The 16,820-nt window shown below is 45.9% G+C and carries 14 protein-coding genes; 2 read left to right on the top strand and 12 right to left on the bottom strand.

Going from position 1 to position 16,820, the window contains the following annotated elements; all coding sequences use genetic code 11:
* Nucleotides 1-14: 14 nt before the first annotated feature.
* From ACMQ5W_RS01225 to ymfI, 6 genes are all read right to left on the bottom strand, one after another.
* Entirely contained in the window at nt 15-1,985 is a 1,971-nt protein-coding gene (locus tag ACMQ5W_RS01225) for a hypothetical protein (protein WP_419022728.1), read from the bottom strand.
* 441 nt (nt 1,986-2,426) lie between these two features.
* Nucleotides 2,427-3,356, bottom strand: a complete 930-nt coding sequence (locus ACMQ5W_RS01220; RefSeq protein ID WP_419022727.1) for a hypothetical protein — start codon at nt 3,354-3,356, stop codon at nt 2,427-2,429.
* A gap of 5 nt (nt 3,357-3,361) precedes the next feature.
* Nucleotides 3,362-4,288, bottom strand: a complete 927-nt coding sequence (locus tag ACMQ5W_RS01215; RefSeq protein ID WP_419022726.1) for a hypothetical protein — start codon at nt 4,286-4,288, stop codon at nt 3,362-3,364.
* A gap of 143 nt (nt 4,289-4,431) precedes the next feature.
* On the bottom strand, nt 4,432-5,751 hold the full coding sequence (locus tag ACMQ5W_RS01210; RefSeq protein ID WP_419022725.1) for a penicillin-binding transpeptidase domain-containing protein: 1,320 nt from the start codon (nt 5,749-5,751) through the stop codon (nt 4,432-4,434).
* On the bottom strand, nt 5,748-7,562 hold the full coding sequence (locus ACMQ5W_RS01205) for an FtsW/RodA/SpoVE family cell cycle protein (RefSeq protein WP_419022723.1): 1,815 nt from the start codon (nt 7,560-7,562) through the stop codon (nt 5,748-5,750). The genes ACMQ5W_RS01210 and ACMQ5W_RS01205 overlap by 4 nt, the downstream gene beginning before the upstream one ends.
* 46 nt (nt 7,563-7,608) lie before the next feature.
* The gene (gene ymfI, locus ACMQ5W_RS01200) at nt 7,609-8,334 is read right to left on the bottom strand and encodes an elongation factor P 5-aminopentanone reductase (RefSeq protein WP_419022721.1); all 726 of its coding nucleotides are present in this window, start codon (nt 8,332-8,334) and stop codon (nt 7,609-7,611) included.
* 333 nt (nt 8,335-8,667) lie between these two features.
* On the opposite strand from ymfI, the gene ACMQ5W_RS01195 reads away from it, so the two are divergent.
* Nucleotides 8,668-9,825, top strand: coding sequence for a cation:proton antiporter (locus ACMQ5W_RS01195; RefSeq protein ID WP_419022719.1), 1,158 nt, complete (start codon nt 8,668-8,670; stop codon nt 9,823-9,825).
* A 56-nt stretch (nt 9,826-9,881) separates the two neighbouring features.
* On the opposite strand, the gene ACMQ5W_RS01190 is transcribed toward ACMQ5W_RS01195, so the two are convergent.
* The 4 genes from ACMQ5W_RS01190 to ACMQ5W_RS01175 all read right to left on the bottom strand — a co-directional run bounded on the left by ACMQ5W_RS01190 (nt 9,882) and on the right by ACMQ5W_RS01175 (nt 13,822).
* Entirely contained in the window at nt 9,882-11,231 is a 1,350-nt protein-coding gene (locus ACMQ5W_RS01190) for an MFS transporter (RefSeq protein WP_419022717.1), read from the bottom strand.
* Nucleotides 11,232-11,409: 178 nt separating this feature from the next.
* The gene (locus tag ACMQ5W_RS01185) at nt 11,410-12,420 is read right to left on the bottom strand and encodes a cyclase family protein (RefSeq protein WP_067536353.1); all 1,011 of its coding nucleotides are present in this window, start codon (nt 12,418-12,420) and stop codon (nt 11,410-11,412) included.
* 85 nt (nt 12,421-12,505) lie between these two features.
* A complete protein-coding gene (locus tag ACMQ5W_RS01180; RefSeq protein WP_148493373.1) occupies nt 12,506-13,300 on the bottom strand; it encodes an SDR family NAD(P)-dependent oxidoreductase in 795 nt (264 codons plus the stop codon).
* Between the two features lie 174 nt (nt 13,301-13,474).
* Nucleotides 13,475-13,822, bottom strand: a complete 348-nt coding sequence (locus ACMQ5W_RS01175) for a cupin domain-containing protein (RefSeq protein ID WP_067536346.1) — start codon at nt 13,820-13,822, stop codon at nt 13,475-13,477.
* A 235-nt stretch (nt 13,823-14,057) separates the two neighbouring features.
* On the opposite strand from ACMQ5W_RS01175, the gene ACMQ5W_RS01170 reads away from it, so the two are divergent.
* The gene (locus ACMQ5W_RS01170) at nt 14,058-14,555 is read left to right on the top strand and encodes a winged helix-turn-helix transcriptional regulator (protein ID WP_148493374.1); all 498 of its coding nucleotides are present in this window, start codon (nt 14,058-14,060) and stop codon (nt 14,553-14,555) included.
* Here ACMQ5W_RS01170 and ACMQ5W_RS01165 read toward each other — a convergent pair.
* Nucleotides 14,552-15,871 (bottom strand): uracil-xanthine permease family protein, encoded by a 1,320-nt coding sequence (locus ACMQ5W_RS01165; protein WP_419022714.1) that lies wholly within the window; start codon nt 15,869-15,871, stop codon nt 14,552-14,554. The genes ACMQ5W_RS01170 and ACMQ5W_RS01165 overlap by 4 nt on opposite strands.
* Nucleotides 15,864-16,811, bottom strand: coding sequence for a 3-hydroxyacyl-CoA dehydrogenase family protein (locus ACMQ5W_RS01160; RefSeq protein ID WP_148493376.1), 948 nt, complete (start codon nt 16,809-16,811; stop codon nt 15,864-15,866). The genes ACMQ5W_RS01165 and ACMQ5W_RS01160 overlap by 8 nt, the downstream gene beginning before the upstream one ends.
* Nucleotides 16,812-16,820: the final 9 nt, after the last annotated feature.

Here is a 16,820-nt window from a genome sequence, read left to right as displayed (position 1 = left end):
GGTACGATTTGTCTTTATTTTGCCGTTCGAATGGCCTTGTTGGACCACTTGGTATAGTATTGCTCTCCTTCGATAGTTCTGACACCTATCAGCTTATAGTAATACCTGGTGCCTTTCTTCACTTGTTTATTGTTTTTGTAAGTCATCTGTGTTCCACTCTTTGTCGTGTAGAACGCCTTGCTGCCATAGCCACTGTTCTTCCTTTTCGAGCGGAACACCAGGTAGTGGTCCACTTTGAAACCGTAGCTCTTTTTCCACTGCAGGCGAATATAGCCTTTCCCCGCTTTGGAGGAGACTTTGATGGTCGTGGCCTGGACTCCCTTCCGGATGCGTTCCATCCGCGCCGTCTCTTCTTTCTCACTGACGGTCTCAATTTGGTCCAGCTTCCCCTTAGCCTCCGTTACCGCCTCATCGATGGCCCCCTTGTTGGAGGCGCTGTAGATGGACTTTTTTGCCTCACTGATGATCTCTTCAATCTGCCTCTGCCCGTCTGCATCGTAGTCCTGCGGGTTCAGGTACCCTTCCAGCTCATGCACCGCCTGATAACGAGTGTAAGCCAGGGGGTCTGACGGGCTTTCCGTTTTAGGGAGGCGCAAGGTCACGCTCAAGGTTACAGCCTGGCTGTTCAGTGTTCCACAGTCATAGGTATAGGTTATCGGCGCCCCTAAATTATACCCACTGACAATGCCATCCTTATCAATTGAACCATTGCTCAGATTCTTTATTTTTTTGACATCTATGCCTTTGAATATTTTAGTAATATCAAAGCTTTGTCCATCGACAGTTAAATAAACCTCAGATGACAAGTCCATATACAGCGTCTCTAAATCGGCCGTTCCCCAGTCAAGATATGCCAACTTTGTCTGTGGAGTATCCAGGAATATAAGCGCAGGATTCTTACTGGCATTCAAGTATTGAATTTCTGTTTTCCATGTCCATAATTGCTGAAGCTTAGCCAGCTTTGTGATATCCAGTTCCTTAATCGGTGTGTTGGAACAATTCAGCGCTAGTAATTCAGTATTGTGACTTACATCCAAGCTGCTTATTTTTGTCCTATAACACTCTAAATTCGTTAATTTAGGATTGTTGCTGACATCCAAGTCCACAATATCAGTGTTGGAACAATCCAGACGCGTCAATTCTAATAGATTGCCGATATGCAAACCTTTAATCTTTGTGTTGCTGCAATACAGGCCTGTAAGAGCAGTGTTGCTGCTGACATCTAAGCTATCGATTTTAGTGTTGTTACAATTCAAAGATGTCAGAGTACGATTGTTGCTAAGGTTTAAGCTGGTGATTCCTGTGTCATAACAATCCAGAGATGTCAGAGCAGTATTCTCACTAACGTCTAAATTAGTAAGATCTGTACTTCCGCAACTTAAAGTTGTCAGATTTTTATTCTCCTTAACATTTAGCACTTTAATCTTTGTATTAGAACAACTCAAGACCTTTAGATTCGGACACCCACTTATATCCAGAGAATCTATCTGTGTTTTTTGGCAGTTTAATATCTCCAGGGATATACTTTGACCAATTGTCAGAGTTTCAATATTAGCTCCGCTGCAATCTAAGGTTTTTAAAGCAGCATTTTGGCTGATATCAAGAGCTTTCAGTTCCACTATTGAAGAACAAAACAGAATCTCCAACTTCTTGTTCTTGCTGATATCAAGCTCGCTAATCTTGGTACCGCCACAATAAAGTCTCGTTAATTCTGAGAAAAACTCAATACCTTTGAGATTTTCTATAGCCGGATTGTTAGAAACGCTAATAATGCTGACCTTCTCAATTTCACTTTCCGATAACTCGCCATCTTTATTTATATCAAAGCTATCAGTTATATACTTTCTAAAAGTAGCATCCGGAAAATTCGTTTCATCGATCTGTGTAGCACCTTCCGTTGCATAAGTAGCAACAGGGTTCACGATGGTACTTACACATAAAGCCATAGCCATTATAATAGCTGTGGTTCGTTTTCTACTCTTCATAATTTTCTTTCTCCTTTCCGTTGTAAAACAATACACTGTCATCACATTCTTATAAAGATGATACCCCCCCCCATGGATTTTTGTCAATACAATCTTCATGAGCCGGGGTTTCTCGACTTAAACCGGACGCTGCTGTGGTTTGTCAGCAATATTCGACACGAAAAAAATCCCTGACTCAAATTCTGAGCCAGGGGATTTTGATTTGGATTTACTTATGAATTTCTTTTTTATCTTTTCTGCAAACTCCTGGCCGCTCATATGGGTGTCATGGTAGTCTCCTTATCTTTCGTAATCCAAAGCCCTTTCATCTCGGTTGGGACACAAGTTTGCTGGTATGAATTTAGATAAACCAATATAGTCACTACTGCCATTGCAATCATGACCATCACGATCACTGCAATCGCTTTTCCCTATTTGATGAAATACCATCCCCTCCTGCTCCTATAACTCTTCTTTTATCTTCTTCACTGCATCGTCCAGCTCCACCTTCCATTCCTGATATGCCTTGGTATGGTGAAACCTTCTGACTATATCTTCCCCAAGGTTTTCCTGTTCCTCTGGATATTTGCGATAGACAGCGCTCTCATATACCTCCCAGCGATGGGCTGCCGCCTCTACCTGTGCATAATCTTCATAGGTCATCCCCGCTTTTTTCAAAGCAGCATCGTAGCCTTCAAAAGCGCTCGGAGTTTCCTTCATGATTTTGGCAAATTCACTCAGATATTCTTCCACTTCTTCATCCGTAACAATGATGCCGTGATCCTCTGCATACCAGACAAAAGCCCTGCCTCTGATACAAAATTCTCTAGCGGCAGTGATTGCTTTTCCTTCAGGACATCCGCGATCCATAATAAGCTTGATTATAAAATAGAGGTTTCTCTCAGTATCATCCTCGATGTCCAAAGCTCTTTTGCCGATTTGAAAGAAGGTTTCCTGCTGCTCTTCTTCTGTCCGAAGTGCATCACGGCAATAGCCAGATCTCTTGCAGATCCATGTTTCCTCTTTTTCCCCTTTCCGGGCAGTCACGATCAGCTGTCTCTGCCTGCCGTGGATTTCATAGACCCAGCCATTATCGCCGTCAAAGCGAAGCTGTCCGTTCGCCTTCACAAGCATCCCCCTCTGTTCATCCCCGGGATCATCGTTCCAAAGACGAAAACCGCCATTTTTGTCGATGTCGATCAAAATCACTATTTGATTATCACTGATCAGCTTCTCGTCCTGCCAGATTTCCACCACTTCCCACTCAGAGGCAATTCTAGCTGGATCGGTCAGGAAGTCATCCTCCCCTGCATGAACAAAGGAAGAGACAATCACCTGTACAGCGACTACAGCCGCCAATAGCATCAATCCTTTTTTCTTTCTATCTGTCATCCCGATCACAGCTCCATTTTCTCTATCGCATCATCCATTTCCACTTTCAACTCCCTATATTCCTTGGTATGATGGAACCGGTTAACCACATCATCCTCAACGGTATCCATCCCCGCCAGACTGCCCTGATAAACAGCAGTCTCGTACTTATCCCATCGATGTGCTTCAGCATTCACCCATACATAATCCTCATAGGTCATTCCCACCTTTTTAAGGGCAGCATCATAACCCTCTAAAACCTCAGGATGTTCCTTCATAAGTTTGACATATTCGCTCAGATATTCTTCCATTTCTTTATCCGTAACAACGATATCGTGTGCCCCTGCATACCAGACAAAGGCTCTGCCTCTGACACAGTATGCTTTGGCTTTCGTAATCGCTTTTCCTTTGGGACATCCACCGTCCATCATAATCATCGCTGCGACATACAGATTTCTCTGGATTCCATCCTCAATTGCCATGGCTTTTTTCTGTATTGCAAAATAAGCATCTAGTTTCTCTTCTTCTGTCCGAAGTGCATCACGGCAATAGCCAGATCTCTTGCAGATCCAAGTTTCCTCTTTTTCCTCTTTCCGGGCAGTCACGATCAGCTGCCTCTGCCTGCCGTGGATTTCATAGACCCAGCCATTATCGCCGTCAAAGCGAAGCTGTCCGTCCGCCTTCACAAGCATCCCCCTCTGTTCATCCCTGGGATCATCGTTCCAAAGACGAAAACCGCCATTTTTGTCGATGTCGATCAAAATCACTATTTGATTATCACTGATCAGTTTCTCGTCCTGCCAGATTTCCACCACTTCCCACTCAGAGGCAATTCTAGCAGGATCGGTCAGGAAGTCATCCTCCCCTGCATGAACAAAGGCAGAGACAATCACTGCTGCAGCAACTACAGCGACCAATATGATAACGGTACGTTTTCCTTTGCGTTCTTCCATGGGCATCCTCCTGCTCCTTCTTTACCCCTATAATAATCTTATCTTGACGTTAAATCAATGCATCAGATACCAAATTAAGAATTATTAAGAATTGTCCTCAATCAAAAATCCCGGCCGCCTAAAGCTGACCGGGATTCTCTTCACTATTTATTTACAATTGCCTGCAGCACGCTATTAGCCACTGGTCCAGCTACGGAACTTCCATAGCCGCCGTTTTCAATACAGACGATGAACGCGTAAGGTGCGTCTTCGTTTTTGATAAAGCCGGTAAACCAGGCGTTAGGTTCTTTGCCGTAAACTTCAGCAGTACCTGATTTCGCGTAAATGTCCAGACCAGGGAAATTGGATTCACCATAGTTGGATACCACGTTGTTTTTCATCATCGAGGTCAGCTTTTCCGCAGTGGATTCCTCAATCATCCGATCTGTCTCATCCGCACTGGAAAGCGCTGAGTGAATCATCTTTGGCACTACCGACTTACCGCCATTTGCAATGGCACCCATATATACCATCATGGAACACGGATTCAATTCATCGTCATACTGGCCGATACCAGCCCAGGCCAGATTCAGCGGCGCATCCGTCGGGAAGGTAAAAGAACCTTTCGCATTTCCCACACCGTCGATGTCATAAGAGGTTCTCAGCCCCAGCTTGTTCACATACTCGCCCATCAAAGTGGCTCCCACCTTCCTGGTCAGCTCTCCAAAGCCGCAGTTGCAGGACTGCGCCAAAGCACTTTCAAAATCTACAGTTCCGTGGGCTGCCGTGCAGGTAATCTTCTCTCCATTGATATAGCTGACCCCCGTGCAGTAGTAACTCCAGGAATCCAGATTATCGAGATTTTCAATAGCCGCTGCAGATGTGACCAGCTTGAAAATCGAACCCGGAATCAACTTGGAAGAGAGAAATTTGTTCAGATACGTACCTGATTCTGCCTCCTGCGGCGGATTGACCGGATCCAGGCCAGGCGAGCTGACCATACAGATAATCTCGCCAGTTTCGTAGTTATAAACGCCAACGGTGCCGTTACGCCCGTTCAAGGCCTGGTAAGCTGCCTTGCAGACATCCGCATCGATAGACAGGGTCAGGTCATTGCCATTTCCCGTCACACTGTAGGTTCCCGTCAACAGATTATAGCCTACGATACGGCTCTTAAATGCACTTCTCGCTGCCGTTGCGATGTTCCCATCCATGTCGCCGACAGCGTGGACAGTGGCTCTGCGGATTAATTCGTCGTCGTTATATTTAATCTTGCCGTTTTTGTTTTCAGTCAGCAACTTGCCGTTGATATCGTAAATGCTGCCCACAGACAGCTGCCCTTCAGTGTAAATATGCTGGTTAGCATAGAAAGTGGCCCAGTCCGCACCGTGAACTACAAATCGGTAAGTGAAAACTCCGATGCCCAGGAACAAAAATGCAGCCAAGGCTAAACAGATAATGGCTCTCTTCTCTAACTTCTTCATATATCGTCATCTCCTTCCACCGCGAGGCCTTTCTCCGACAGACTGATGGCAATGCTGGCGTTCTGCCTCGTATCCGCCGCTTTTAAAAAGGCCAATAGTCCCCAAGATGCCATCATACTGGTTCCTCCATTCGAGACGAATGGAAAGGTCACACCAGTCAATGGAAGAAGATCTACAGCTCCAAAAACATTTAATATTGTCTGAAATAACAGCATCGACATGGCTGAACAGGCAGCAATCGTGTAAAATGTGGATCTGCCAGCCCAGATAGATCTGACCGCAAAGATGGACAGAGTGATGATGGACAATACCGCTAATATTGCAATAATCAGTCCCCATTCCTCTGTCAGCATTCCAAACACCAAATCGGTATCAGATGCAGGAATGCTAGGATCGGAAAGCCAACCCTTACCTGCACCGACGCCAACCATACCGCCGCTAGCCGCCGCTGACATGGTCCTCGTCTGCTGAAATCCACTGCCAACATCAGCATAATCCCAAGCATGACCCCAGGAAGCAAAGCGCTCCGCAATGTAGGACTTAAACTTAAGTACCATGAGGCCGCCGACAAAGGCAACTCCAACAATCAAAATCAGTTTCGTAAAGTCTCCACTTCTCAGAAAGGAGATGACCAGGAAGGTAACAAAGAAAATCAGCGCCGTTCCAAAGTCTCCCATTAAAGCCAGACAGCAGAAACAGAAGCCAGAAAATATCATAAATATCAAAGAATTTTTCTTTTCAAAGAGTTGATCCAAAGTCGCCGCACCGACCCAGATATATGCCAGCTTTACAATCTCAGACGGTTGAAATGAGATGCCGCCAAATTCAACCCAATTATTTGCACCGAATTTTGATGTGGCAAAAATCAAGTTGAATAAGAGCAGAACAGCAGCCGCAATATACATCAGCTTCTGTATCGCCTTTGCCCTGTTCAAATTCCTCAGATATGCACACATGAAGAAAAACAAAACGACCCCGACAGCGATGGCGATAAACTGCTTGAATACTGCTCCAGGATACTTACTTGCCGTCACTGCCAGACTGAGGGTCGACAAGAAGAATGCGATGGTCTCCATCTCAAAACCCTTGCGTCTCATAGAGCGCAGCAAAATCACGTAACCCCACATCAAAGCGCTGACACCGATGAACGCCACTGTTATAGACGGCACAAAATCTTTCCCCAGAGCAACCTTCAGCTGCAGCCATGTCATAAATTGAAAGATGGTCAGTGCAATCAGGGAAAGCCACGGCGAAAGCAGAATCGTATCCATCTTTCGCATCTCGATGTTATTTCTGCGTTCCTCCAGACTGATTGGAAACAGTGTGCATCCAGTCACGCCGATGTCTATATTGTCACCTGGCTCAATCTCCACCGGTTCATCAGGCACTACTTTTTCACCGTTGATATATGCCCCGTTAGTGGAACCCAGATCACGATAAGTCCAGACCCCTTTGTTATCTCTGGACAATGTGCCGTGATTCCTTGATACCCTCGGGTCATCGATGTTAATGTCACAACTTTTTGATCTGCCGATTACATTTTCCCAATGAGTGATTGGCAGGTTCTCCCCTGTACTCAAATGAAGATAAGCCCATACCTCCGAAGGATTTTTCGAACGCAGTAAGGACAAAATCGATTTGAGCAGCACAAAAACGGCAAGGAAGATAAACACCCATCTGGCGATGGCTGTATAAATCAGTTCCGTGCTGTCAGTGGCGCTGAAGATGTCCGTAATACCACCCAGCAGGCCTTTGAAAAAATCTCCGATTGCCTCCAGGATACCTTGTAAAATATTTAATACTTTATCCATAATCCCTCCCTTATTATCTCTATTCTGCTAGTATACCACAGTTTTTTTAGATATAAAAGCCTCCATTCACTGCCAGCACCTGTCCCGTAATATAAGAGGCTTCTTCTGATGCTAGGAAATAGATCGCTTTGGCGGCTTCCTCTGCCCTGCCGATTCTTCCCAATGGGATTTCTTCTGCTAATTGCTCCATCGTTTCGGCGCTGTAACAGTCGTTCATATCGGTGTCGATGACTCCCGGTGCTACCGCGTTGACCCTGATGCCAGATGGTCCAGCCTCTTTGGCGAGACTCTTGCCCAGTCCGATAACAGCTGCTTTTGTAGCGGAATAACCGGCTTCATAGGATGCGCCAGCCTGTCCCCATATAGAGGACACCAAAACAATCTGCCCCTTCTTTTCGCTGATCATTGCCGGCAGGACTTCTTTTATCACATAAATTACACCGTTTAGGTTGACATTCAGCAGATGGTTCCAATCCTCCTCGTTTAAATCAGTGAACAGCCCCGATACACTGAGCCCTGCGTTGCATACCAAGGTATCAAAAGCAGCAATTCCCAGACAAGTTCTGGCGGCCTTGACTCCGTCTTTCACCTGCTGCTTGTCACCTACGTCACACCGAATCCCAACAGCACCCGTCTCCTCCTGCAAAGCTTTAGCGGCCTGGTGGTTCTCACGATAGAAGAAAGCTGCGTCATAACCCTCATTGGTAAACTTACTAACCGTGGCGGCACCGATTCCTCTGGAACCGCCTGTAATCAAAACTGACTTTTTCATTCTATTTCTCCTGATCAATATTTCTCTTGTACAAAAAACACATTGGGCAATACCCAATGTGTTTTTTCTTTGCTTATATTTCTGGCGCATAGTATTAACTATAATCTTAGAAACTAATCTCCGAGATTCTCAGATTATTTTCATTTATATTCTACTACATAATTATTCCATTGTCAAAGAATTTTCAGAAATATATTGGGATTTTCTTAAATATTTCCATGTTTTTTTGTGACTTATGAGATGTACAAATCATTTCATTAGTGGTAGAATACTTCATTGTAGAGAATTATAAATATTCTGTGATTTTTTATTTAAAGTTTGAGGTATTTTAAAATGACTAGTTACTACTATCTACTAATGATTGCTGTCATCATTTTATCAACAAGGCTCCTGGGCGGCCTGTCCGAGAAGGTCAATATGCCACAGGTTGTAGGCGCTCTCATCGCGGGCGTCATCCTCGGCCCATCCGTATTAGGCTGGGTAGAAGAAACGGATTTTCTCGCTAAGACCGCAGAAATCGGTGTCATTCTCCTGATGTTTATCGCAGGACTGGACACCGATATCAATGAGATCAAGAAAAACAGTGTTTCTCTGGTTGTGATCGCCTCCATGGGTGTAATTCTCCCTCTGATTGGCGGCGGCGCATGCTACTACTTCTATTTTCATGTAGATCCTGCAGATTTTAACGAAATGCTGCGAGCAGTATTCATGGGGGTCATCTTAACCGCCACGTCAGTCAGCATTACGGTGGAAGCACTGCGCGAAATGGGGAAACTCAATGGCAAGGTGGGAAGCGCCATATTAGGCGCCGCGGTGCTGGACGATATCATCGGCATCATCATCCTGACCGTGGTCACCAGCCTAAAGGATCCTTCCATCAGCATTATTTCCATCTTGATTAAAATCGGCCTTTACATCATCCTGATGGGAGTCCTTGCAGTGATTATCACCGCATCAAAACCCACCGTGGAAGAATTTCAGGATAGACGCAGGCTTTCTATCTATGTGATGGCACTGGTGCTGATCATATCATTCATATCTGAGAGATATTTTGGTATAGCAGACATCACGGGAGCTTATCTTCTCGGATTGATCATCTCTACCTTTGAGGTCAAGTCCGACATCGCCCGCAAGATGACAGTTCCCAGCTATCTGTTTTTCTCGCCGATTTTTTTCGCCAGCATCGGCATCAAAACCGAACTCAATGGCATGACTAAATCCATGTTGATTTTTTCGTTTTTAATTCTAGTCATCGCTGTCCTGACGAAGATTCTGGGCTGCGGCCTGGGGGCAAAACTCTGCAGGTATACGAATCGAGAATCCCTCAACGTGGGGATTGGAATGATATCCAGAGGCGAAGTCGCACTGATTGTCGCCCAGAAGGGCTATCATATGGGCCTGCTCAGTGGTCAGCTTTTCTCCCCTGTAGTGCTGGTCGTCATCGTCACCACGATTATCACCCCTGTGCTGCTGAAAAAGTTCATGAAATAAATCTATTTAAAAAACTGGAGCTGTTACGCAGCCCCAGTTTTTTTATATAATGTGCTCTACGCCTCTTTTTCTCCCTTAAAAGCGTTCTCTACGTCTGCTTCAACAGTCTCATAAACTTCTTCCGCCTGGTGGTCTTTGTTGTATTTGTATTCGTTGATGAAGGAAACCGCAATCGTCACGATGACAGCAGCCCCTGCAAAAATCAAGTACGCATAGTTCAGGTTGCCGATGACGTTGGTTACAATGCCGTTGATGACAAAGCACCATGCAGTGACAAAGCCCTGAATTGGGAAGATGACAGAATTCACACGGTCAAATCCCTGCCTTCCGAAAATAGACGTAGGAAGTGAAGTCGTAAAATTGGCTGAACCACCGATTCCCATGCCAATCATGAAGATGGAAAGGTAGAACAGAAAGCCCACGTGGCCGCCAGAAAGAACGTTGATTACCAGTGCGATCGCATACCATATACCAAAACCCTGCATGGTTTTCTTGGTACCGATTTTCTGATCGATAGCACCAATCAGCCATGAGCCGACGACGCCGATCAGCGCCACAATGGTCATCAGGGTCAAGGCGCCTGCCTGGCTCATGCCAAAGTCTCTGATATTTCTCGTTACCAGCTGCTGCATGACGCCGACCGAACAAATCTGAAACATGCCTGTGACGATGGCTGCAAACCACAGTTCTTTGGTCAGCAGCAGCTTTTTTGTGGTCCAGCCGTCCCCTTCTTTGGAATCGTCAGATGCTGTATAATATTCCCTTTTATAAATTTCATCAGATACGTTATCCGGATTCAGACCTCTCTCCTGCGGTGTATTTCTGACAAAGACTGCTCCGATAATACCCAGGATGATTGCTGCGATGCCGATGGGAACGCTGCCGCCTTTGATGGAGCCGAAGACTGCTACCAGACCCGTCAGAATGGCTACATAAAATGCTGATGCGAAATTGTGACCCATGGTGGTGTAACCCATGACAATACCCTTTCTCTTCGGGAACCAGGTTGCAACCAATGTACCGCCTGCAATATAACCTGCTGACATCATGCCAGTCGCACAGAGCACCATGGCGATGACGTAGACCGGAAGGCTTGTTGCATTACCGCACACAATATACATCACACCGGCCAGAATCGTAAAGATTGCCGAGGTTGCACGGGCACCGATCTTCTTGTTGATCTGCCCTACGATAATAAAACCGATGACAGCAATCATACCGGCATATCCGTTCCACTGAATGATGGTGCCTGACTCCACACCGATATTTTCTGCTGCTGCCGGGGCTAACACGTTGGTTCCGTCGTTGATCATACCGACGTAAAAGAAAAACATAAATAAACAATATAATATCGTGCCCCAGCCTGCTTTACCAAAATTAGTTAAAGAACCCTTTGTATTACTCATACGCGATCCCGCCTTTCTATCTCTCCTACTTACAATAAATAAATATTTCACAAAGAAAAAGGACCCAGGGCGAGCAGGACAACCAAATCAGCTGTCCTGCCGGCTGGCTCCTTTTACAGTGTATTCTCACTGTATCATCAGTGCTTTCCAGTTCAATACTGCCTTTGATGACAGATGATTATTTGTTTCTGTTGAACAGCTTCTGCATGTATTCCAGACAGCTGTCTCCATTGCCTTCTGCTTCACCGAAACCTGTTCCGCCGTAAGCGTATGTACGATCAGGTACGTCTAACAACAGGTCTTCGTCGATCTGTGCTGCACAGCGAGCCATGGAACCGTCTCCCATGTACCATCTCAGTGGGAAGCACAAGAAAGTGAATACTTTTCCCGCAGGAATTTTGTCCAGGTCTCCGCCTAAGTTCTCAACGCCTACGATGCCGTGACCGAGCATTTCTTTGTGGCAAGGTTCCCATGTTCCCCAGCATCCGATGTTTTCCAGATCGCCGAACTTCTCGTCATAAGCAGCCTGGCCGTGGATTCTGATGTATTCTTCTTTGTCGAATTCAGCGTATGCTTCTTCGCCGAATAATTCTTTATATTCTTCCGTGATCGGTTTTCCTGTTGCTCCAAGCAGGTTCATTCTGGTCATACCGTTGTTGCCCATAGCAGTGTGCAGAGGGTGGTCAAGAGCCTGGCTGTCCATCGCAACGCATTTCACTTTGTGGTCAACGAACCATTTTCCAGCGTCAACACCTGTACCGATGGAGTAGTGGTAATAAGCCTTGGAATCGTCGAAGAGACGGTGCATTCCTGTATTCAGGCAGAGTACCTTTCCCTCTAAGTCAGCAGGATCAAAACCGCAGGCTTTGCAGGCAGCATCCAGATGCTCGCCGGTAATCAGAGTCCATGGCTCAACGTCCAGTTTCAGAACTACTGCGTCTCCAGTGTAAGCGTCTACTGGCATTTCGTGGGTGTAACGAGCTCTTCTGCCGTCAAACTCGTATTCCATAACGTGTCTCGGCGCGTCACAGTGCGTTCCTGTGTGCATGGTGCAAGTGATCTTTGATGTCAGAACGCCGCCTTTTGCCATGGTGTGCGCGTTGTCGATTGCCGGTTTGTCAAAATACGGCCATCTTGGAATCTCAGCGCTGAACGGATGTGCTAAATCTACATATACTTTCTTTCCCATTTTATTTTCTCCTTTTTTATATCATCATCTTTTAATAGTATTATCGTTTACTTTCTGCCTGCTTGCTAATTCATCAATACGCCGATTAGCAAGTCAGATAACCGCCTGAGCAGTCATAGTTTCCACCTGTCATGAATCTAGAAGCTTCAGATGAAAGGAATAATGCGAATCCAACAAAATCATCAGGTTCTGCAAGGCGTCCGATTGGCTCACGTTTCATGAAGTTCTGATATACAGCTGATTCTGGGTCAAACATCCACTCCGTTAATTCGCTGCGGAACACTGTAGGGCAGATGGAGTTGACATTGATTCCATACTTGGCTGTAAGGTCACAAGCCATAGATGAAACCATAAGGTCTGCTCCACCCTTTGATGTACAATATCCTGTGTATCCAGCCATACCGCGTTTTGAACGCTGAGATGTAACGACGACGATCTTGCCGCCTTTGCCCTGGTCAACCATCTGCTGTGAAACATATTTGCAGACGATATAAACCGATTTGCAGTCTGCATCCATGATGTACTGCCAATCTTCAACAGACTGATCAAGAATGTTTGCAGGCTTATTATACCCGTGACAAACTGCAAGGATATTGATTTCGCCAAAAGCCTTTACGGATTCAGCAATCAGTGCCTTTACATCTTCTTCGTTGGCAGGATCTGCTGCAACTGCACAGCACTCAATATCTTCCGCTTTGAATTCATCAACAAGGGCATTTAGTTTTTCCATGCTGCGGCCTGTTAAAATTACTTTTGCACCTGCATAGCCGTAAGCTTTTGCAAGAACTCTTCCAAGAGCACCCGTTGCGCCTGTTACCAGAGCAACCTTGCCCTCAACTGAGAACATTGTGTCTACGAATTTTTTCTCTACCTTTACCATTTTGTATTTCTCCTCTATTCTCAAAATCATTTTACTTGACATCTTCTAAATAAGGCACTGATGATTTTTCGTAATGCACATCACATTGCAATGGAGTGCGAGAGCGCGTACTTGAAGTACGTAATCGAGCACGAGAGCAGCAACTTGCGAAGCAGTACGGAAAATCTGCAAGCCTTAAGCCGGGTAGTTGATAATAACCAACATCTCCGCCACCTCATTGGTCCTGTTCTCCAGGCCTCTTCCTTCGTTAGGCGGGAAGGAGATGGATTCATTTTCGTGAATCACGTATTCCTTGCCGTCTTTGTCGGTCACGGTCATTTCGCCTTTCAGTACGAAATAAACTTTTTCCAGCGGATTGTCATCGTATGCCCATTCTGCGCCGCCGCCCGGCAGGAATGTGGATTTGCCAATCCAGAACTTTTCAGCGCCGGTTTCCTCTTTGCCGTGATATCTCATGGCGACCATGTTGTAATGGCCCGGAGCATCATACGGTTTCAAATCACTTACAGTTCTCTTAATCATTTTGGATTCCTCCTAATTCTTTGTTTATATATTCGTTTTAATTAATCTTTGTTAAAATTTTATCTTTACTCTTTGATGATAACAGATTATAAATTGTCTGACAATTAGGCACTTTTCAGTTACGGGGTAACAGCTTTGTCAGACAGTTACCATCTGGTCAGCCACTTACTTTTCCCTTGTCATCTCCTCAAATTGTGTTACAATGAATACAAGCAATGTGAAAGGAGACAAACCTATGACTGATTCCAATCAGGGCACCAATCCATATCTATATGCTCTATCCTGCATTTCAGGTAAATGGAAGATGAGCATCTTGAACCATATCAGCTATTACGGATTTATCCGTTTCTCTAAAACGAAGAAGACATTTCCAATCAGCGAAAAAGTTCTCAGCCAGCAGCTCAAGGAGCTGGTAGCCGACGGACTGGTTGAAAGGATTCAATATAACGAAATCCCTCTGCGCGTCGAATACCATTTGACCGAGGCGGGCAGGAATATCATGCCTGCACTGGATCTGATCTACGTGTGGAGCATCGGCCGTATGAGAGAGCTGGACATCGAAATCGATCCCGATGCCTTTGTGGTACATCCCGAGGAAAAGTACGAAGGCGCTCTCAAAAAGTTCCTCGATCACTACGACGAGATCTGCAACGTCATGGAATATGCCAATGACCACGATCTCGACGGAAAAGAAGTTCTCGACATTATCAAAGCGCATGAGTCCTCAGATTAGAGGGCTCTTTTTTTCAATATCACGTGTTCCAGCAGAAAGGCGATGGCCATGCCGTCAATCAGTCCGTTGGACAGGATATAGCTGGCAACCTGCGGCAATCCGCTGAATGCTTCGGATGGAAGAAACATGACTCCCATGCCGATCAGCATAGATATCCCTACGATAAAATTTTCTCTATTTGTAAAGTTCACTTTGCGGAATTCATTGAATCCCTGACCCATGATCAAAGCGTAAATCATAATCAGGGCTGCATAGCCTACGGCGTTCGGTATGGTAGAAAAGAAAGCGCCGAAGGGTGCGATCATTCCCATGGCCATCATCAGGACAGAAGCCAGATAAAAAGGCTTTCTGGCAGCGACATTGGTCATTTTTACGATACCCGTAGACGATACGTAAGGCATAAACGCCACTGTGGGAAATATGCCGCACAGCACCGTAGCCAGACCGTGAATTCCAATGGTTTTGTTCATCCGTTTGCCGTCCACCTCATCGCCTACGACTTCGGACATGCCATTGACACTGGCAAAGGTCATGGAAAGCAGTACGAAGGCCGCGATGATGCAGGTGGCGATAATGCCTATATCAAGAGTTGGCCTGCCCCATGCAAAGACTTTTGGCAGTGACAGGACGCCGTCCGCCATCAAGTCGGCCTGGGTGGTAATGCCCATGATGTAGGCAAGCACCCACCCTGCCAAAACACCGATAAAGGTGGCGATACTTTTGATGAAACCTGCGGCAAACATGTTGAGGAAGAGAATCAGAAACATGGTGAAAAAGAACACCAGACAACTCTTCCAATCTATTACGGTATTATCTGATGTAATACCAGTCATTCCTTTCACAATACTGGGACTGATTTGGAGTACCATGAGTAAAATCAACACGCCGTTAATTAGAGGAGTAAACAGCTTGATCAGTTTGTTCATCAGTCCCAGTATCACGAGCAATATGATGACAGCGCCGCCGACAATCATGCCTGTTTCCAGGTCAGTCCGAAGGATTTCAGCGCTTTTTCCCAAGGAGGCCATGGTGCCCGCCATCAGGATCAAAAGCCCCGACCAAAGTCCCGCAGGGCCGTCTATGATAGGATATCTGTGCCCCAGAGCAGCTTGCAATATGGATACCACTCCACAGAGGAAAAAAGTCCTCTGCAGCGTATCAGCCACCTCTATCTGAGAGAGTCCGAGAGCGTAGCCCACGACGACAGGCATAACCACCGCCGAGGCTACAAAGAAAATTACGTGCTGTAAAGCAAGAACGATATTCTCCTTCTGGGGTACTTCATCCGCAAGTTGGTATTTGATTTCGTTATTCAACGTAGTTCTTTGATGCCTTCAGCTGAATGATCAGCTTCTTGTTGAAAGCATTCTTAATCTCCGTCACTTTGTCAGCTGGATATTCGAAAAATCCTTCGCCATTCTTCATTCCCAGCTTACCTTCCTCTACCTTGGCTCTCAGAACGGGGTTGGCTTCCTTTCTGTTATCCATGTCGGCGAGAAGGTTGTCTCCTACTGTGCACCAGATGTCCAAGCCGCCCATGTCGGCTACTTCCAGCTGCCCGGTGGTCGCATAGCGGAAGGCCGGTCCGAATTTGAGGGCCTTGTCAATATCCTTAGGGGATGCGATGCCCTGTTCGATCAGAGAGAACGCCTCTCTTGCAACACCCTGCTGGATGCGGTTTGCCACCAGACCAGGTACGTCTTTCAGTACACGGCATGTCTGCTTACCAGCGTTATCGTATAGTTCTTCTACTTCTTTAAAGGTCTCTTCGTCCATGTTGCCGAAGAATGACAGTTCTACCAAAGGCATCAGATGTGCCGGATTATACCAGTGGCATACCATGCATTTGCCTTTCTTTTCGTCGCTGACCTTCTCAATCATCTTGCTGAGAGCAAGAGAGGAAGTGTTGCTTGCCAGAATGGTCTCCGGCTTGGTGTATTTTTCTAAATCGACGAAGAGATCTTGTTTCAGGATCAAGTCTTCGCGGGTTGCTTCGATGACATAATCAGCATCTTTTACTGCAGGTGCAAGTTCTGCAAACAGCGTGATGCGTTCCAGACTCTCCTGCACTTCTTCCCCTTTGATCAGCTCATTCTCCGCTAGGAACTCCAGCTCCCCTTTGATGGTGTCCATGCAGGAAAGGCGCATGGGTTCATATGGTTCGTACAGGTTGACCGGATATCCATTCATGGCGAAAAACTCCGCAATGCCGTGGCCCATGGTGCCTGCACCTAGTACCGCTATATTCTTAATCATTTGTATTAA

This window comes from Emergencia sp. (genome assembly GCF_048465375.1).
In the GTDB taxonomy this organism is placed as follows: Bacteria; Bacillota; Clostridia; order Peptostreptococcales; family Anaerovoracaceae; genus Senimuribacter.
The sequence above is the reverse complement of the archived record's forward strand: the minus strand, read 5'-3'. Positions and strand labels throughout refer to the sequence as shown.